General features: G+C 75.1%; 15 protein-coding genes. 9 read left to right on the top strand and 6 right to left on the bottom strand.

Annotated elements, in window-relative coordinates; translation table 11 throughout:
- Nucleotides 1–52: 52 nt before the first annotated feature.
- On the bottom strand, nucleotides 53–2,092 hold the full coding sequence (locus OU787_RS26710; protein WP_030458698.1) for an outer membrane protein assembly factor BamB family protein: 2,040 nt from the start codon (nucleotides 2,090–2,092) through the stop codon (nucleotides 53–55).
- Nucleotides 2,093–2,156: 64 nt separating this feature from the next.
- Nucleotides 2,157–3,008: a heparin lyase I family protein gene (locus tag OU787_RS26715; protein WP_035954324.1), complete on the bottom strand. Its 852-nt coding sequence runs from the start codon at nucleotides 3,006–3,008 to the stop codon at nucleotides 2,157–2,159.
- A gap of 391 nt (nucleotides 3,009–3,399) precedes the next feature.
- Here OU787_RS26715 and OU787_RS26720 point away from each other — a divergent pair, with 391 nt between their 5' ends.
- From OU787_RS26720 to OU787_RS26760, 9 genes are all read left to right on the top strand, one after another.
- Nucleotides 3,400–4,668, top strand: a complete 1,269-nt coding sequence (locus tag OU787_RS26720; protein ID WP_051816661.1) for a cytochrome P450 — start codon at nucleotides 3,400–3,402, stop codon at nucleotides 4,666–4,668.
- Between the two features lie 60 nt (nucleotides 4,669–4,728).
- Complete coding sequence (locus OU787_RS26725) at nucleotides 4,729–5,859, top strand: acyl-CoA dehydrogenase family protein (RefSeq protein WP_030458695.1); 1,131 nt, start codon at nucleotides 4,729–4,731, stop codon at nucleotides 5,857–5,859.
- 4 nt (nucleotides 5,860–5,863) lie between these two features.
- On the top strand, nucleotides 5,864–7,300 hold the full coding sequence (locus OU787_RS26730; RefSeq protein ID WP_268660841.1) for a GNAT family N-acetyltransferase: 1,437 nt from the start codon (nucleotides 5,864–5,866) through the stop codon (nucleotides 7,298–7,300).
- Nucleotides 7,287–7,742 (top strand): type II toxin-antitoxin system RatA family toxin, encoded by a 456-nt coding sequence (locus tag OU787_RS26735; RefSeq protein WP_030458693.1) that lies wholly within the window; start codon nucleotides 7,287–7,289, stop codon nucleotides 7,740–7,742. Before OU787_RS26730 ends, OU787_RS26735 begins: the two co-directional genes overlap by 14 nt.
- Entirely contained in the window at nucleotides 7,739–9,013 is a 1,275-nt protein-coding gene (locus tag OU787_RS26740; protein ID WP_268660842.1) for an aspartate aminotransferase family protein, read from the top strand. Before OU787_RS26735 ends, OU787_RS26740 begins: the two co-directional genes overlap by 4 nt.
- Nucleotides 9,014–9,125: 112 nt before the next feature.
- Nucleotides 9,126–9,449: an acyl carrier protein gene (locus OU787_RS26745; protein WP_268660843.1), complete on the top strand. Its 324-nt coding sequence runs from the start codon at nucleotides 9,126–9,128 to the stop codon at nucleotides 9,447–9,449.
- Nucleotides 9,446–10,699, top strand: a complete 1,254-nt coding sequence (locus tag OU787_RS26750; protein ID WP_268660844.1) for a beta-ketoacyl-[acyl-carrier-protein] synthase family protein — start codon at nucleotides 9,446–9,448, stop codon at nucleotides 10,697–10,699. Before OU787_RS26745 ends, OU787_RS26750 begins: the two co-directional genes overlap by 4 nt.
- A gap of 26 nt (nucleotides 10,700–10,725) precedes the next feature.
- Nucleotides 10,726–11,781: an SDR family oxidoreductase gene (locus tag OU787_RS26755; RefSeq protein ID WP_268660845.1), complete on the top strand. Its 1,056-nt coding sequence runs from the start codon at nucleotides 10,726–10,728 to the stop codon at nucleotides 11,779–11,781.
- 62 nt (nucleotides 11,782–11,843) lie between these two features.
- Nucleotides 11,844–12,302 (top strand): hypothetical protein, encoded by a 459-nt coding sequence (locus OU787_RS26760; RefSeq protein WP_268660846.1) that lies wholly within the window; start codon nucleotides 11,844–11,846, stop codon nucleotides 12,300–12,302.
- A gap of 50 nt (nucleotides 12,303–12,352) precedes the next feature.
- Here OU787_RS26760 and OU787_RS26765 read toward each other — a convergent pair whose 3' ends face one another.
- The 4 genes from OU787_RS26765 to OU787_RS26780 all read right to left on the bottom strand — a co-directional run bounded on the left by OU787_RS26765 (nucleotide 12,353) and on the right by OU787_RS26780 (nucleotide 18,236).
- Complete coding sequence (locus tag OU787_RS26765; protein ID WP_442788653.1) at nucleotides 12,353–13,321, bottom strand: glycoside hydrolase family 11 protein; 969 nt, start codon at nucleotides 13,319–13,321, stop codon at nucleotides 12,353–12,355.
- A 575-nt stretch (nucleotides 13,322–13,896) separates the two neighbouring features.
- Entirely contained in the window at nucleotides 13,897–14,916 is a 1,020-nt protein-coding gene (locus tag OU787_RS26770) for a polysaccharide deacetylase family protein (protein WP_268660848.1), read from the bottom strand.
- 408 nt (nucleotides 14,917–15,324) lie between these two features.
- The gene (locus OU787_RS26775; RefSeq protein ID WP_268660849.1) at nucleotides 15,325–16,470 is read right to left on the bottom strand and encodes a hypothetical protein; all 1,146 of its coding nucleotides are present in this window, start codon (nucleotides 16,468–16,470) and stop codon (nucleotides 15,325–15,327) included.
- A gap of 491 nt (nucleotides 16,471–16,961) precedes the next feature.
- Nucleotides 16,962–18,236 carry an FAD-binding protein gene (locus OU787_RS26780; RefSeq protein WP_268660850.1) on the bottom strand — a complete coding sequence of 425 codons (1,275 nt, stop codon included), beginning with the start codon at nucleotides 18,234–18,236 and terminating at the stop codon, nucleotides 16,962–16,964.
- Nucleotides 18,237–18,405: the final 169 nt, after the last annotated feature.

Genomic DNA, 18,405 nt, shown 5'->3' on the forward strand with positions numbered 1-18,405 from the left:
TATCAATCAAAGGTCTACACCGGAGCGGATCGGGCGACCGGCGGAACGGCGGTCAGCGCGCCGTCCGGTCCACCACCTCGATCAGGTGGTGGTCGCGGAGCGTGTACAGCCTGCCGCCGTGGGCGTTGAGGTGCGGCCCGCTGTACCAGGCGCCGTTGACGCCGGCCACGACCGTGCCGACCGCGAACGTCACCGGGTCGAAGCGGAACAGCGTGGTGGTGGAGACGCCGTAGACCATGCCCCGGTTGGCCACCAGCGCCGCGAAGCCCTGGCAGACGCCGCTCACGTCGGCGCTGGACACCACCTCCCGGGTGCGCAGGTCGACCACCAGCGCCCGGCCGTTCCTGGTCAGCACGTACAGGTGGTGCCCCTGCGCGGCCAGCGCGGCCACGCCGCCCGGCTGCCCGGTCTCGATCCGCCAGCCCTCCCGGCCGGTGACCGGGTCGAGGGCGACGACGGTGCCGCGCGCCCCGGACTTGGCGGCGTTGTCCCCGCCGAGGTACGCCACCCCGTCCTGGCAGGCCACCGCCCGGACCAGCTGGACGCCGTCGACCGGGTCCGCGAAGGACGCGGACCTCCCGGTCCGCGGGTCGTACGTCCACAGGGCGCCGCCGCCCCGGGTGTCGTTCTGCACGGCGACCAGCAGCAGCCCGTGGACCGGGTCCCAGGCGGTGTCCAGCGGCCGGTTCTGCTCGCTGGGGAACGCCGCGACCTGGTGCGGCTGCCCGCCGCCGCTCGGGTCGTAGCACCAGATGCCCTGCGCGTCGTACTGCCCGGTGTAGAGCAGGCCGTCGATCACCTCGGCGTCCTTGGCCTCCCCGGGCGCCCGCAGGTTGACGACCTGTCCGGTGCGCAGGTCGTGCCGGGCGATGGCGCCGTTGCCGCCGAGGTAGACGTAGCCGCCGCCGGCCGCGACGCCCATCGCGGCCTGCGCGTCGGCGGGCGCGCCCGCCTGGCCCAGGTCGGTGGTCACCGAGGTGCCGGAGGCCAGGTCGATCTCGACCACGATGCCGTAGCCGGAGACCGCCTCCAGCTTCCCGCCGGTCTGCTCCAGGCCCCAGATCTCGCCGAGGTCGGGACCGTCGAACTGCAGCGGGGAGATGGTCCGTCCGGCCTTCGAGTAGACCTGGATGCCGGACTCGGAGGCGAAGTAGATCCGCTCCGCGTCGGAGGTGAAGGCCTTGACGGTGGTGCCCCGGGTGGGCACCACCGTGGCGCGGGAGAGGTCGGCCAGGTCCAGCACGGCGAACTTCGCCGGGTCCGTCCCGCCCGAGGTGCCCACCACCAACTGGTCGCCGATGACCGCGAGTTCGCGCAGGCTCGGGTCCTTCGCCAGCTCCGCGGGCAGCACCGGGGAGAAGCGGCGCGCGGCCCGGTCGTAGGCGTAGAGCGAGGCGGCGCTGGCGCCGTTCCCGCCGGCCAGGATGCTGCCCGCCCCGAAGAAGACGGTGCTGTCGGTGGCGGCCACCGCCCGGGCCAGGGTCGCGTTCGGGTCGGGGGCGCCGAGGTTCGCCACCTTGCCGGTGGCCGGGTCGTACTCCCACAGCACGGGCGCGGTGCCCGGCATGCCGCCCACCGCGTAGACCGTCCCGTCCGGGGCGACCGCCAGGTCGCGGATGTCGCGGTCCTCGGTCCGGCCGACCGGCACGGCGGGCTGCTCCGGCGTGGTCAGGTCCCACCGGTACAGGTTCGGCTTGCCCTGGTCGGCCTTGAGCAGCACGCCGATGTACAGGTAGCGGCCGGTGGGGTCGGCCGCGAGCGCCTGGATCGACGGCTCGGGGCCCGCGCCGAGCTCGGTGTGCGACACCACGGTGCGGCTCGGCAGGTGGAAGCCGATCACCCGGGAGGGGGTCAGGTTCCGCGAGCCGATGTACAGGGTGTCGCCCACCCGCAGCCCGCTCATCAGCGAGAACTGCACCAGGCCCGGGCCCAGGTCGGTCACCGTCACGGCGTGCGGGTCCGGGGCCGCGGTCGGGTTCGGCGCCGCGGCGGCGGCCCGGGCGGCGGGCAGCAGCCCGGCGGCCACTGCGGCGCCGAGCGCCCCGCCGGTCTGCAGCAGGAGGCGCCTGCTCAGGAAGGGGCTGTCGGTCATCGGGTACTCCTCGGGGGGATCTGCGGTGCGTGGGTGCGTGGGGGCGGGTGGGGGGGGGCGGGGGTCAGCTGGGGAGGTCGAGGATGCGGATGTCGTCGTGCCGGACGGTCCGGGTGGGGACGTCGCCGTTCAGGAGCGACTCCGAGGGGCGGTAGAGCCCCCACTTGAGGTAGCCGTGGTCGGCGGGCGCGGACGGCTGCCAGGTGGGCACCCCGTCGAACGCGGCGACCTGCTGGTAGGCGTCCTGCCCGGGCAGCCGCGCCGAGACCCGGAAGCAGCCGGTGGAGTCGGTCGCCCAGCGCACGTCCACCCGGAAGTCCATCCACTGGTTGACGTAGGGCCGGAAGTCCGCGACGACCGTCTCCTGCCGGTTCAGCTGCGGGGAGCGGAACGCCACCGCGTTGCGCTTGGTCATCAGGTAGAAGGCCGGCGGCTGGCCGCCGCCGTACTTGCCCTGGAAGAAGATGTCGCCGCTCGCGCTGTCGCCCGCCTGGTAGGGCTGCCAGTCCTCCAGCAGCACGCTGAACTCGTAGCGCTGGGCGTCCCCCGGGCGGAAGGTGCCGTTGGGGAGCAGGTCGGTCGCGCTCTCGCTGCGCGGGGCGCCGTCCGAGAAGTAGCCGGGGTCGTCGAGGGTGACCCGGTGCTGGATCGCGTACCCGCTGAGGTGGCCCGGCTGCACGACGGCGGAGGCGTCCGGGGCGCTCGCGTGGGTGGTGGTCAGGCCCGGGATGCCGGAGTCCGGCGTCCCGCTCTCGTAGTCGACGTCCAGCAGCGCCGGGGCGGGGCTGGTGCCGAGCCCCGCGCACCCCGCCGGGGTGGCGGACTGCTGGGCGTGGGCCGGGGCCTGCGCCGCCAGGACGGGCAGCAGCAGCGCCGCCGCGAGCAGGGGCGCCGAGGTTCTGCGGAATGCGGTCATGCCGCTCCTCCGAAGCTCATGGAAGCAAGTGACATCACTCGCTGTCGAAGGTGGGGTCTTTCGACGCCGAGCATGCTGGCATGTTTCATGTGACATCGAAAGGCTGTCGGCGAAAGTTTGCCGAACCGTGGGGCGGCGGGCCTTGCGTCCACCACCGGGGCGGTCGGACGGCCGCGCGGTCGAGGGGGCAGCGGCCGGGAGGGCGGGCCGGAAAAGGGGATCCAGGAAATGATCCGACGGGCAGTAATTCCTATTGCTGGATGGGCACTTCAATGCATTCCCGGTGTATTCGGCCCGCCAATTCAGGTACTCTCGGTCCGAACGGAACGGAATTCCCGGGCGGCTCGTCCGGTCCGGCACGCGCGGCAGTGGGTGGAGGTGGGCGAGCTCGGTGGACGGTTCCGCGGTTGACCCGGCGGGCGCCCGGCACGCCCCGTCGACGGCCTTCGGCCCGGCGTTCCGGGCCGATCCGTACGGGGCGCTGGCAGCGCTGCGCGAGGCCGATCCGGCCTGGTACGACGAGGAGTTGGGGACGCGGCTGCTGACCGGTTTCGCCGACTGCCAGGCCGCGCTGGCGAGCCCGGCCTTCGCGGTGCCGGACGCGCGGTGGCTGGCCCGGGAGCGCCCGGAGTGGGCGGCCCGGCCCGCGGCGGATTTCTTCTACGCCTCACTGCTGGGAACGAACGGGGCCGCGCACGAACGCCTCCGCGCGCCGCTGACGGCCGCGTTCGGGCCGCGGCAGGCGGCGCGGCTGTCGGCAGGCGTCGAGAAAATCGCCGACGAACTGATGGACGGTTTCGCGGACGCCACCGCGGACGGCGGGACGGCGGATTTCCAGGCCCTGGTCGGCTACCCGCTGCCGGTCGCGGTGGTGGGCGAGCTGATCGGGGTGCCCGGGGCGGACCGGGAGCACTTCCACCGGCTGGGCCGGGACGCCGCCCGGCTGCTGGAGCCGGTCCGCTCGGAGCAGGACTGGCAGCGGGCGGACGCGGCGGTGACCGCGCTGCGCGGGTACTTCACCGGCCTGCTGCGCGAACGCCGGGCCCGCCCCGCCGAGGACCTCGCCACCGCCCTGCTCGCCCCGGCGTCCCACCCGGGCGGCCCGCGGCCGCCGTCCGGGCGACCGCCGCTCACCGAACGGGAGACGGCCGACCTGCTGCTGCTGGTCTTCGTCGCCGGGTTCGAGACCACGGCCGGCCTGCTCGGCACCGCGGTGTCCGCGCTGCTGGCCCACCCCGCGCAGGCGGCGCTGCTGCGGGCCGACCCGGGGTTGCTGCCCGGCGCGGTCGAGGAGGCGCTGCGCTGGGACGGGCCGGTGCTGATGACCGAGCGGCTGGCGGCCCGCCCCACCGAGGTCGCCGGGGTGCCCGTCCCCGCCGGGGCCAGCGTCACCGCCGTGCTGGGCGCCGCCAACCGCGACCCGCGCCGCTACCCCGACCCGGACGCGTTCCTGGTCACCCGCCCCGACGTCCACGTGCTGAGCTTCGGCGCCGGCCCGCACTACTGCTTCGGCGCGGCCCTGGCCCGGCTGGAGGCGGCCGTGCTGCTGGGCCGGCTGCTGGAGCGCTTCCCCCGGCTCGCCCCGGCCGGGCCCCCGGTGCGGCGCGCCTCGGCCTGCCTGCGCTCGTTCGACGCACTGCCGCTGGCGGCCACCGGCTAGCGCCCCGCCCGCACCCTCCCCGCTCGAAGCCTCCCGACCGCAGCCCCGAAGGACGTGCCCGTGAACTTCCTGCACCGCGAACGCGCCGAACTCGACGCGCTCATGCCCGGGTTGGACCAGGCGCTGGCCCGCCACCCGCTGGCCGAACTGGAGCAGGCGCCCAGCCCGGCGATCGCCGCGTTCAAGGCGGCCGGCGGCCCCGGGCTGCTGGTGCCCGCCGCGAACTCCGGCGCCGGGGCGAGCGCGCTGCAGGCCGTCCGGGTGCAGCGGGCGGTCGGCGCCCGCTGCCCCTCGCTCGCGGTGGCCACCACCATGCACCACTTCTCGGTGGCGGGCCTGGCCGCGGCCGCCGAGTACGGCGACGGCCTGGCCGGGGCGCTGCTGGAGAGCGTCGCCAAGCAGCGGCTGCTGCTGGCCTCCGCCTTCGCCGAGGGCCGCCCCGGCCGGAACATCCTCACCCCGCACCTGACCGCCGAACGGCACGGCGACCGGATCGTGCTCAACGGCAGCAAGATGCCGTGCAGCCTCTCCCGCTCGATGGACCTGCTGACCGCCTCCGTCGCGCTGACCGGCCCGGACGGCGTGCCGCGGCTGGCCGTCGCGCTGATCCCCGCCGACACCCCCGGCATCACCGTCCACCCGTTCTGGGGCACGCCGATCCTGGCGGGCGCCGAGAGCGACGAAGTCCGGCTCACCGACGTCGAGTTGGACCCGAGCATGGTGGTGGCCACCGAGGTCACCGCCGACGCCGTGCCGGACGCGCTCAACGTGGCGGGCTTCCTCTGGTTCGAACTGCTGCTGACCGCCGGCTACCTCGGCACCGCCAGCGCCCTGGTCGAACGCGCCCTGCGCCGCCCGGGCGCCGCCGAGGACGACCCGACGCCGTACCTCGTCCCGGTCGAGGGCGCGATGCTGGCCGTGGAGGCCGTCGCCCGGGCGATGGCCGACGAGCCCTGGGACGAGGCCCTGCTGGTCCGGGCGCTCACCGCCCGCTACGCCGCGCAGGACGCGATCGCCGAGAGCACCCGGGCCTGCCTGGCCGCCCTCGGCGGGATGTCCTTCGTCCACTCCCCGGACGGCTCCTACCTCGCCTCGGCCGCCCTCGCCCTGACCTTCCACCCCCCGGCCCGCACCAGGATGGCCCGCCCGCTCCGGGAGCACCTCGACGGCCGCCCGCTGCGGATCGGCTGACCCGGTGGGACGCGCGACCGGCCACCGGGCCGAGGTGCTGCGCAGCATCGACCAGCTGCCGCCCGGCAGTTGGGAACGGCTCGCCCCCGCGGGCGACCCGATGTGGTCCCGCGGCGTCTTCCGCGCCCTGGAACGCAGCCGGGTCGGCCCGTCCGGCTACGCCTACCTGACGGTGCGCCGGGGCGCGGAGACCGTCGCGGTGCTGCCGCTGTGCCTCTTCCGCGACCTGCGACTCGACCGGATCGTCGGCCCGCGGGAACGCCGCCTGCTCGCCCCGCTGCGCCGCCACGCGCCCCGCCTGCTGCGGGTACCGATGCTGTTCTGCGGCCACCTGCTCGGCCAGGGCCACGTCCTGGCGGCCGAACCGCTGGACGGCCCGGCCGGGGAACTGCTGGTCTCCGCCGTCCTCGACTTCGCCCGCCGCGAGCGGCTCGGCACCGTCGTCCTCAAGGACTTCGCCGGGCCCGACCTGGCCCCGCTGCGCGCCCCGCTGACGGCGGCCGGCTTCTTCCTCGTCCCCAGCCTCCCGGACACCGAACTCGCCCTCCCCGCCGACTCGTTCGAGCAGTACCTGGCCGCCCTCCCGGCCAAGCCGCGCCGCAACGCCCGGGCCAAGATCCGCCGCTTCGCCGCCCGCCCCGGCCTGCGGATCGAGGTGCTGGCCGACTTCGCCCACCTGCTGCCCGCCGTGCTCGCCCTCTACGGGCAGGTGATGGACCGGGCCGACCAGACCCTGGACGTCCTCGACCACGCCTTCCTGGCCGCCGTCGCCGAGGACCCGCTCAGCCGCCTGGTCGCCTGCTTCGAGGGCGAGCGGCTGGTCGGCTTCCTGCTCTGCCTGTTCACCCCGGGGGCCGGTACCGGATCCGGGTCCGGGGACGGGACCGGGTCCGGGGACGGGACCGGGTCCGGGGACGGGACCGGGGCCGGGCATGGGTCCGGGGCCGGGCATGGGGACGGGGACGGGTTTGGACCCGGGACCGGGAACGGGATCGGGTTCGGGGAGGCGGCCGGGGCCGGGGCGGGGGACGGGGACGGAGCCGGGGGCGTCGCAGCGGCCGCGGCGGGCGCGACCGGGGCCCGGATCGGGCTGGACTACCGGCTGGCCCACGATGCCGCGCTCTACCACAACCTGCACTACGCGGCCGTCCGGCTGGCCATGGCCGAGGGCTGCCGGCACATCCGCTTCGCCCAGACCGCGTACCTGCCCAAGGTGGAGCTGGGCTGCGCCCTGGTCGAGCAGTGGCACGCGATGACCCACGTCCGGCCGCTGCCCCGGGCCCTGCTCCGTCGGCTCCTGCCGCCCGCGCTGACCGCCGCCCGCGACCGGGCGCTCGGCCCGCACGGCCCGCTGGGCCCGCACGGCGGCGCCCGCCCCGCACCCCCGCACCCCCGGGCCGAAGCCCGCACCGAAGAGAGGCCCCCGCATGCCGCACGTTGAAGTGGAGCTGCCCGTCGCCGCGGCCCCCGAGGACGCCTGGCCGGTGGTGGTGGACGTCCTCGGCTACCCCGCCTGCATGGAGAGCGTCGACTCGGTCGAACTCGTCGAGCAGCCCGACGACCGGCACCGCACCACCGCCTGGTCGGTCCGGCTCAAGGGCTCGGTGCTGCGCTGGACCGAGGCCGAGGTGATCGACCACGCCGCCCGCCGCTTCGACTTCGCGCAGACCAGCGGCGACCTCGGCGCGTTCACCGGCCACTGGTCGGTGTCGCCCGCCCCCGGCGGCGGCAGCACCGTCGCCCTGCACGTCGACTTCGACATCGGCATCCCGCTGCTCGCCGAGATGCTCGACCCGGTCGCCGCGGACGCCCTGCGGGAGAGCGCGGCCCAGATGCTCGGCGCCCTCGAACAGCGCCTGCTGCTCCAGGGAGCCGCCCGATGACCACCACCGCCCCCGGCACGGCCGCCGACCCCGCCGCGGTCTTCGACCGGCTGCGCCGCCACTTCTCCCCGAAACTCGCGCTGACCGGCGGCTTCGCCGGGCGCGGCGCGGTGGAGGCGGCCGGCGACGGCTGCCGGGTGACGCTCTCCGACGGCCGCACCGCGCTCGACTTCGGCTCCTACGCGGTCACCCTGCTCGGCCACCGCCACCCCGCGGTCACCGCCGCCGTCCGGGCCCAGCTGGACACCATGCCCACCGCGACCCGCAGCCTGGCCAACCCGGTCACCGCCGAGGCCGCCGCCCGGCTCAGCGGCTACCTCGGCGACGCGCTCCCGAAGGTCTACTTCGGCCTGAACGGGGCCGACGTGGTCGAGGTCGCCGTCAAGCTGGCCCGGCTGGCCACCGGCCGCCCCCGGGTGCTGGCGGTGCGCGGCGGCTTCCACGGCAAGTCGCAGGGCGCCCTCGCGCTCACCCACAGCCCGCTCTACCGGCGCGGCCTGCTCGGCTGCGAGGTCGACGTCGTGCACGTGGACGCCGAGGACCCGGCGGCGGTCGGCCGGGAGACCGCGGGCGGCGAGGTGGCCGCGATCGTCCTGGAACCCGTGCAGGGCGAGAACGGCGCGCTGCCGCTGCCCGCCGACGTGCTGCGCCAGTGGTGCGCGGACGCGGCCCGGGACGGCGCCTTCGTGATCGCCGACGAGATCCAGTGCGGCCTGCGCCGCTGCGGCGAACGCTCGGTCGCCCTCGCCGAGGGGCTCTCGGTGGACGCGGTGCTGCTCGGCAAGCCGCTGGGCGGCGGCGTCGTCCCGCTCTCCGCACTGCTGTGCTCGGAGCGGCTGTACGCGCCGCTGGCCGCCGACCCGTTCCTGCACTCGGCGACCTTCGGCGGCCACCCGCTGAGCTGCGCCGCCGTCCCCGCCGCCCTCGACGCGATCGAACAACTCGCCGACCACGGACGCGAGTTGGCCGCCATGCTGGACGCCGAACTGGCCGGCCTGCACGCGCGCCACCCCGAGGTGGTGCGGGCCGTCCCCGGCCGCGGCCTGCTGCGCGGCCTGGACTGCGCCTCCCCGCAGGCGGCCGGCTCGATGGTGCTGGAACTGGCCGCCGCCGGGCTGCTGGTCTCCCCGTGCCTGAGTCGACCGACCACCGTCCGGCTGCTGCCGCCGCTGATCGCCACCGCGACCGAACTCGCCGAGGCGGCCGCGGCCCTGGACGCCGCACTCACCGCCACCGGCCGCGCCCTGCGGCCGACCGGCACCACCGGCTGACCCCGGCCGGCCCACGGGGAACCCCGGCCGGGACCGGCCGGCGCACGGGACAACGGCCGGGACCGGCCGGTACGGAGCACGCCGCCCGGTGCGGCGAAAGGAGCGAACGCAGGTGCCCACGCGAGAGGAACTGGCCGTGACGGTCAGGACGGTCATCTCCGACGTCCTCGGCACGGAGCCGGACGCACTGCAGGAACGGACCAGCCTGGCGGACGACCACGGCGTCGACAGCCTCGAACTCATGGAGATCGGCGCCCGGTTGGAACGGACGCTGCACCTGCGGATCGACCCGGACGACCTGCTCTCGGCCCGCGACGTCGGCCACGCCGTCGACCTGCTGCACGCCCGGCTGGCCGACCCGGCGACCGCCGCCCCCCGCAGCCGGCCGGCCGGCGCGGTGATCGACCTGGTGCCCGCCCCGGAAGGCGCCGCGTGAACCCGCGCGACCGGCACCCCTCGGGCGGCCACCGGGTCGCCGTCACCGGCATCGGCCTGAAGACCCCGGTCGGCCACACCCTCGACGAGGCGTACGCCGCCGTCCTGGCCGGCAAGCCCGCCGCGACCCGCCTCGACCGCCTCGTCGAAGCCGGCCTGCCCGTCCACATCGCCTGCCTGGTACCGGAGTTCGACACCGAGCCGTACCTCAGCCGGCGCGAGGCCCGGCAGATCGACCGCCCCGCCCAACTACTGCTGTGCGCCGCCGCCGACGCGCTCGCCGACGCCGAACTGCCCGCCGGACAGCCGCGCGAGCGGATCGGCGTCCAGATCGGCACCGGCATCGGCGGCCTCACCAGCATGGAGGAGGCCACCGCCGGGTACGTCCACCGCCCCCGCGACCTGCCCGTGCACACCGTCCCGCGCACCATGGCCAACTCGCCCGCCTGCCGGGTCGCGCTGCGCCACGGCTTCCAGGGCGTCTGCACCACCTACTCCAGCGCCTGCGCCAGCGGCGGCACCGCGCTCGCCGAGGCCGCCCGCCGGATCCGGCACGGCGAACTGGACGTCGCGGTGGCCGGCGGCGTCGACGCCGCCGTCAGCACCGTCGTGCTCGGCTCCTTCGCCCGGATGCGCGCGCTCTCCCTGCGCAACGACCGACCCGCCCTCGCCAGCCGCCCGTTCGACGCCGACCGGGACGGCTTCGTGATGGGCGAGGGCGCCGTCGTCCTCGTCCTCGAACGCTGGGAGGCGGCCCGCGCCCGCGGCGCCCGGATCCACGGCGAGATCGCCGGGTACGCCGAGAACTGCGACGCCTTCCACATCGCCGCCCCGCACGAGGACGGCGAACTCGCCGCCCGCTGCATGCGCGCCGCCGTCGCCGACGCCGGACTCTCCCTCGCCGACATCGGCCACATCAGCGCCCACGGCACCTCCACCGTCCCCGGCGACCGCGCCGAGGCCCGCGCCGTCGCCCGCTGCTACGGCGCCGAACCGCCGCCCGTCACCGCGATCAAGGGCGTCACCGGCCACCTGATCGGCGCCGCCGGGGCCCTGGCCGCCGCGCTCGCGCTGCGCTGCGCCGCCGACGGACTCGTCCCGCCGATCGCCAACCTGCGGGCCAGCCCCGAAGCCGACCTGCTCGACCTCGTCCACCGCACCCCGCGCGCCGTCGCCCCCGCCCCCGTGCTCTCCAACGCCTTCGGCTTCGGCGGCCAGAACGCCTGCCTGGTGCTCGCACCCCCGACCTGACCCCGCCCCTCGGATGGAGCCAAGCAATGCGAGTCCTGCTCACCGGGGCGACCGGAGTGGTCGGCACCGAACTCGCCCACCAGCTACGGGCCGCCGCCGCGGCCCACGGCCGCCCGCTCGACCTCGTCCCGGTCTCCCGCCGCGGCGAGCACACCGTCCGCTGGCGGATGGGCACCGAACCCCCGCCCGCCGAACTCACCGGCCACTGGGACGTCGTCGTGCACGCCGCCGCCAGCACCCGCTGGACCCTCGGCCGGGACCAGGCCGTCGCCGCCAACCTCGACCCGCTGCGCGCCGTCCTCGCCCTCGCCGACCGCGACACCCACCTCGTCCAGGTCTCCACCGCGTACGTCGGCGGCGACCGCAACCCCGAGGACCTGCGCGGCACCGAGTTCGAGGGCTACCGCAACGGCTACGAGTGGTCCAAGGCCCGCTGCGAGGACCTCGCCCGCGCCCACCACCCCGGCCCGCTCACCCTGGTCCGCCCGCCGCTGGTCGTCGGCCGCCGCGCCACCGGCGAGATCGCCCGCTTCTCCGGCCCCTACACCATGCTCCAGGCCCTGGTCTCCGGCACCGCCGCCGTGGTCGTCGGCGACCCGGCCGGCCACGCCGAGATCAGCCCCGTCGACGAGGTGGCCGCCGCCCTCACCGCCGCCGTCCTGGACGCCCCGCCCGAACGGCCCCGCACCGAGGTGATCGCCGCCGGACCCGACAGCCTCGACCTCGACACCCTGCTCGACGTCATCTGCACCACCCTCAACGACTTCCGCGCCGCCCACGGCGCCGCCCCCGTCGCCCGCCCGCCGCTGGTCCCCGTCGACAGCTGGAACCGCTTCTTCCTCCCGCTCTGCGACCAGTACCTCTCCCCGATCCAGAGCCAGGCCGTCAAGCTCCTCGCCATGTTCCAGAGCTACACCAGCATGCGCCGCCCCTTCACCCCCACCTGGAAGGTCCCCGACCCGGCCACCGCCATGGCCGCCTCCGTCCACCACTGGGCCACCCGCCGCCCCCACCTGGCCCTCGCCCGCCCCCAGCCCTGGACCCTCCTCGGCCCCGGCCGGCCGGGAACGGCCGCGCCGTAGAATCGCGCGGAGGGCGGAGCGCCGGGCCGGGACTCCGGCACCGGCGCGGGGGAGGGGCCAGGATGTTCGGCAGGATCTTCAGCAGGATGTTCGGCGGGATGTTCGGTGGGAGGCTCGGTCCGAGCGAGAAGCTCAACGATCTGGTGGCGCAGCTCAGGCCCGACCTGAGCCGGGAGTCGCTCGGTGTCGGGCCCGACTTCCCGGGCGTCGTCCCGAACCCGCTCCTGAGCAGTGAGGCCCGCAAGCGCAGTGCGGAACTGCGCACGGGGGAGCTCGCGTTCGGCGTTCTCGTAGACTGGCGGGAGGTCAGCAGCGACGGCAGTCCACGCGTGGTCCTGATGCTCGACGTGGAGACCGCCGACGGCAGCTCTTTCCGCGGTATCGCGGACGAGGACCTCACGATCACCGAGCTCACCCGACTCGCCCCGGGACAGACGATGCCCGTGCGCTACCGGCCGGCCGTCATGGACCACTGCGTCGCCCTCGCCCGGGACGCGGGTGCCCCCGGCCCCGGCCGCTGAACGCACCCGCCGGTGCGTCCAACAGCCGGGGCCAGGACGGGAGTCGGCGGTCAGCTGGCGGAGCAGCTGACGGTGGGCCAGGTGGTGGAGCCGTTCTTCATGATGGTCATGCCCCAGTTGTTGCCGGCGCCGTTGGGGGTGGCGACCAGGGTCTGGGCGTCGGGGTAGGTGGCGTTGGTGTTCCAGGTGGCGCTGACCTTCTCCGGGGAGGGCACCTTGACGGTGACCTTCCAGTTGCTGGAGCCGGTGACGGAGACGTTCAGGTTGTAGCGGTCGCTCCAGGAGTCGCCCGCGGAGAGGGACGCGGTGCAGCTCCCGCCGGTGCCGCCGCCACCGGTGCCACCGCCACCGGTGCCACCGCCGCCGGTGGAGGAGCCGAGGGTGATGTTGGAGTTACCGCTGCTCTGGTAGCCCTCGGTGGCCAGGATCTCGTAGTTCATGCTGCCGAGGTTCATGCCGTGCTGGGCCCAGGCGTCGAAGTGGTTGCCGACCGTGATGGTGCCGCCGGTCCGCTTCGACTGGCGGACGCTCCAGTACTGGTTGAAGGTCTTGTTGCCCTCGATGGAGGGGGCGTTGTAGCGGGTGGTCTCGTAGATGTCGTAGGTGCCGCCGTCGGTGGTGACGGTGCCCTTGTAGGTGCCGGTGGGCTTGTAGGAGCCGTAGTTCTCGACCACGTAGTACTCGACCAGCGGGTTGGTGGTCCAGCCGTACAGCGACAGGTAGGCGTTGCCGTTGGTGCTCCAGGTGCCCGAGTAGGTGACCGGGTTGCGCGAGCCGGTGCTCCAGCCCTTGCCCGCCACGAAGTTGCCGACGTTGCTCCAGGAGGTGCTGTAGTTGCCGCCGCCGTTCAGTGACATCGAGGACGAGCCGTTGCCGTCGCTCCAGAACGAGTAGAAGTACCCGCCGTCGTTGCCGGTCTGGTTGCTGCTGATGGTCGCCGCGTCGGCGGTGCCGGGCAGCAGGACGACCGCCGCGGCAGCCAGCGGGAGGATGCGGGCGGTGCGGACCAGCCGCGACAGGCGGCCGGCGCTCTTGGGGTGGGGGAGGGTCACGGGTCGAGATCCGTTCTGCGAGGGGTGGGGGTGGGGGATGCCGCTCTGCGCCGGGCCCGGTCCGTCGTCAACAGGCTTGCACCGGGCGCAGGTTGGCGGGCACGGCCTGGATCCGCGGCCGTACGGACTTGTCGACGGCGCCAGTGTTGGGCGGCCCCCGACGGGCTGTCAACTCTTTCGACAGGATTTCCGAATGCGTCGATCGCCGGGCTGTGGCAGGCGCGTGAGCAACTCTGCTGTTCAGCGCGGGATTTGCCGAGGGGTGGCGCGGGGAGTCGAACGCGGATCGGGCGCTTTCGATGGCGTCCGGCTGGGGCGTGCGGCACAATTTTCGGCAAGAGATGGTCGAAACTTTCGAAACCGAGGAGGGGTGGGCCGGGGCCGGCGGTCCGGTGCGGCAGGAGCGGAGGAATTCCCGGCGGAGCGGTGGTGCGGTGCACCGAATGGCCCGCGCCGGTGAATTCCATCCGCCGCTTTTCCTTTTTACCGATACGTGCACGGTGTATCTGTGGGGGGTTTTCCGTGCGGCCCCTGCGGTGCGGTCAGCTGGTGGTGCAGCTGACGGTGGGCCAGGTGGTGGAGCCGTTCTTCATGATGGTCATGCCCCAGTTGTTGCCGGCGCCGTTGGGGGTGGCGACCAGGGTCTGGGCGTCGGGGTAGCTGGCGTTGGTGTTCCAGGTGGAGCTGACCTTCTCGGGGCTGGGCACCTTGACGGTGACCTTCCAGGTGCTGGAGCCGGTGACGGCGACGTTGAGGTTGTAGCGGTCGCTCCAGGAGGCGCCGGCGGAGAGGGTGGCGGTGCAACTCCCGCCACCGGTCCCGCCGCCCGTGCCGCCACCGGTGCCGCCGCCGGTCCCGCCGCCGTTGTCGGTGGGGGCGACGGCGCGGCCGGTCTGCGGGGAGATCATGCCGGCGCACAGGCCGCGGGAGGCCAGGTTCTGGGCGATCTGCGGGATGGCCGCCAGGGTGTTGGCGGGCCACTCGTGCATCAGGATGACCTGGCCGTTGCCGAGCCGGCCGACGGCCTGCACGATCGCGGCGGTGCTGGCGCCGTTCCAGTCCTGCGAGTCGACGTCCCAGATCACCTCGGTCAGGCCGTACTTGGCCTCGACCGCCTTCAGGGTCGCGTTGGTCTCGCCGTACGGCGGGCGGAACAGCTTGGGGGTGCCGCCGCCCGCGTTGGCGATGGCCGACTGGGTGTTGCCGACCTCGGAGTCCATCTGGGCCTGGCTCTCCTGGACCAGGTGGGGATGGGTGTAGCTGTGGTTGCCGATCCACATCCCGGCCGCCAGCTCGGCCTGGACCTGGGCCGGGTAGGAGGCGGCGAACTGGCCCTCGTTGAACACGGTGGCCCGCAGCCCGTTCTGCTTGAGGGCGTTCAGCAGCGCCGGGGTGTGGTCGTTGGAGGGGCCGTCGTCGAAGGTGAGCCCGACGTAGCCGGTGCAGGTGGCGGCCCGGGCGGGGGCCGGATCGACGGCGGAGACGGTCAGGGCGGCCGCCGCGGTGGCGACGACGGCCAGCCCGGCGATCAGCGGGCGCGGCGAAAGACTGGCGATGCGCATGGGGGTGCGACTCCTCGTGGTTCGCTGGGGAGCCCGGGAGGCGGATGGAACCGGCGACCCGGCTCGACTGGGGGAAGTCGGCGACGGCCGACTGCGAAGAGTTTTGACCCGGGCAGTTCGGGTGTCAATGTTCCGGTTGAAACTTTCTGCCGATATTCGATCGGCGCCGGTAATGATGCCCGGAAGCGGCCCTGCGGTCGGCCGGAAAAGGCGGGTGATTCGACCGGTGTGGCGCGGAACGCGCGGTCCGGGCGCGGCGCGGGCGCGACCGATCGGCGCCGATCGCCTTTCGGCCGGTGCGGCGGGTGCGGCGGGTGCGGCGGGCGTGGCCGGTGCGGCGGGACGCCCGGTGCCGGTCGGCGTCCGGCGTTCGGTGCCCGTCGACGGGTGGTCAGGCTTGACGCGTGGTCAGGTCCGGCGGGTGAGGCTCCAGTCGTGGTTCGCCCGGACGCGGAAGAGCCCCGGCCCCGGGAGTTCCCCCGTCAGGTCGCACGTGCCCTTCCCGCTCACCAGCCGGGCCCCGGCGGTGAGTTCCCCGGTGAGCTCCTCGACCCAGCAGGACCCGCTGCCGCGGTGGCTGAACCGGATGGCGGCCGGCCCGCCCTCGTGGCGGAAGACGTACCGCCCCTTGAAGGAGAGGCTCCGCTCCAGGACCGGCACGTGCTCCAGCGACTGCAGCCACAGCTGCCACGGCCCCCGCTTCTCCACCCGCAACCGGACGTGCTCGCCGCCGTCCGGGGGCAGCAGCACCATCGTCCGCTCCAGCGCGTGCGGCATGACCAGGGTGCTGCCGCCGGACCCGCCGGCGCCGTCGACGAGGTGGACCTCGCCCTCGTAGGACGAGCGGATCACCAGCAGCGCGGGCTCGGCCGGATCGGGCCGGTGCAGCCTGACCTCGCGCTCGCCCCGGCCCTCGGCGCGGTGCGCCGTCCTGGTGCCGGGCGGCGGGGTCTTGTACGGCCGCCAGGGAGCGCCGGCCCCGCCTGCCGGGGGCGGTTGGACGGCTGCGGGGCGGGCGGCCGCGGGACGGGCGGCCCGGGACGGCCGCCGGTCCGGGCGGCGGGCGGTGGTGGCGGGCGGCAGCCCGTCGGAGAGGCGGGCTGCGTCGGCCGCGCAGACCGGGACCGGGCGGGTCACACCGTCGGGCGGCGACCACGGGAACTCGGTGGTGGCCGGGCCGTGCCGGGGGTCGAAGAAGCACGGCGGACGCCGGTCCGGCACCGGCCGGCCGGCCCGCCGGGCCTCGGCGCGGGCGAGCGCGTGCCGCCCCTCCGCCAGGGCGCGCACGACGTCCTCGGCGTCCGCGCGGTCGCGGTCGCCGACGAAGTCCCGCTTGGCGCGTTCGTAGGCGTCCAGGGCGCGGCCGTAGTCGGCGAGCGCGGTCTCGTCCGCTGCCTCGTCCGCGGTCGGTCCGGAGGGGAGGGCGGAGGTGAACTCGTACCGGGCGAGCGCCTCGCCGAAGGCGGTGATCTCGGCGTCGATCTGCGCGAGTTCGTCCGCGCGCCGGCGCCGGAAGAGGCCCAGGAAACCCCTGCCGCGACTGCCGCTCCCCACCGGTGCCCCCTGTGCCGTGCCGTGCCGTGCTGCGCTCTGCTCTGCTGCCGTGTCTGCGCCGCATCCTAACCAGCGGTCCGCTGACCGGACGGGCGGTGGTCGGCGGTGGCGGTGGGCCCGGCGGCCCGGGCCGGGGCATCGGCCGGTCGGCCCGGCTGATCGAAGGCTTGCCGCCATGCTCCGGCCGTACAGCCGTACAGCCATGCGCAGCCATGCCGCCATGTCGTCATGTCGCTCTGCCGTCCGGGGGCTCGTCGCCAGGCGGTCTCTGCGCGCCAAGGCCCGGCTGCCGGGCGGGAGTTCGGATCGGCCGTCGGCTGGTTCCGCGTCGTTGCGGGCCGACGGCCGACCGGCCCGTCCGCCGCCGCGCCGCGACCGGGTGTCCGGGGGCGGCGGGCAGGGGCGGGCGCCGTCGGCCGGGCGGCGAAGCGGGGGCTGCCCGGTCGGCGGAAGCGGTGGGGGTGGGGAGGGAACAGGGCGGGCGGGGCGGATCAGCGGGCGGCGCCGGCCAGTTGCTCGGTGAAGCGGTTGGCGAACTTGCCTGCCGGGTCGAGTTCCCGGCGCAGCGCCAGGAAGTCGGGGAGGCGCTCGTAGCCGGTGGTGGCGCGGTCGGCGAGGGTGATCTTCCCCCAGTGCGGGCGGCCGCCGAGCGGCAGCAGGGCGCGTTCGACGGCGGCGAGGGCGGGGGCGACGGCGATGGGGTCGGGCTTCCAGGTGAAGTGGAAGGCGGTCGAGTCGCGGCCGTACGAGGGGCTCAGCCACAGGTCGTCCGCGGCGACCGTGCGGATCTCGGAGATGTGCAGCACCGGCGCCAACTGTGCTCCCAGCGAGCGCAGTTCGGCGATCGCGGCGCCCGCGGCGGCGCGCGGCAGCAGGTACTCGGACTGGAGCTCGGCGCCGCTGCTGGGGGTGAACTCGGGGCGGAAGTGCGGCAGTCGCTGGTGCCAGGGGCCGGGGACGCCCAGCTGCGGGGTGCAGGTGGCGGCGGGCATGCCGGGCACCGGGTGTTCGGGGTGGGCGGCGGGCCGCGCGCCGGGGACGGCGGCGGGCGGGGTGCCGTCGTCGAGCTGCTTGACCCAGACCCGGCCGGTGTCCGAGCCCCAGTCGGTGAACAGGCTGACGCTGTACCCGGCGGCGTGGATCTCGTCCCGGTGCGCGGCGTAGTCGGCGAGCGCGAGCCCGGTGTGGACGTACTGCCGGACGTCGAAGGCGGGCACCACGTCCAGGGTGAGCGCGGTGACGATGCCGAGCGCGCCCAGGTGGACGATGGCGCCGGGGTGGGCGGTGGTGCGCAGTTCGCCGTCGGCGCCGACGACCTCCAGGGAGCGGACGGCGGCGGCGAGCGAGCGGCGGGTGTCGCCCGAGCCGTGGGTGCCGGTCGCGGTGGCGCCGGCCACCGAGATGTGCGGCAGCGAGGCCAGGTTCTCCAGGGCCAGGCCGGCCGCGTGCAGGGCGGTGGCGAGTTCGGCGTGGCGGGTGGCGGCGGAGACGGTGACGCTGCGGGCGTCGGGGGCGATCTCGATCCGGGTGGGCAGGCCGTCGAGCCGGACCAGGTCGCCCTCGGTGTCGGCGACCGGACTGAACGAGTGCCCGCTGCCCAGCGCCCGGACGCGGTCGCTGCGGCGGACCAGTTCGCGCAGCTCGTCCACGCTGCGGGGCCGGTGGACGGCGCGGGCGCCGAAGGCGAGGTTCCCCGCCCAGTTGGTCAGCGGGCCGGTGCCGGTCGGGTCGGTTCCGGTCGGGCCGGTCGGGTCGGTGGTCGTCATCGGTGCACCCCCAGGGGGTCGGTGCGGGGCGCCCGGCGTACGGCCGTTCCCATTTGCAATGGCAAGCTACAAATTAGTCCGCCGAGGTCAGCGAGGCAAGGGGCGGGAAGTGTCGAAAGTTTCGAACAGCTGCCCCGGCTGGGGCGCCGAGGCCCGTCCCGCCCCCGCT

The organism is Kitasatospora sp. YST-16 (genome assembly GCF_026802215.1).
GTDB classification, from domain to species: Bacteria; Actinomycetota; Actinomycetes; order Streptomycetales; family Streptomycetaceae; genus Kitasatospora; species Kitasatospora cineracea.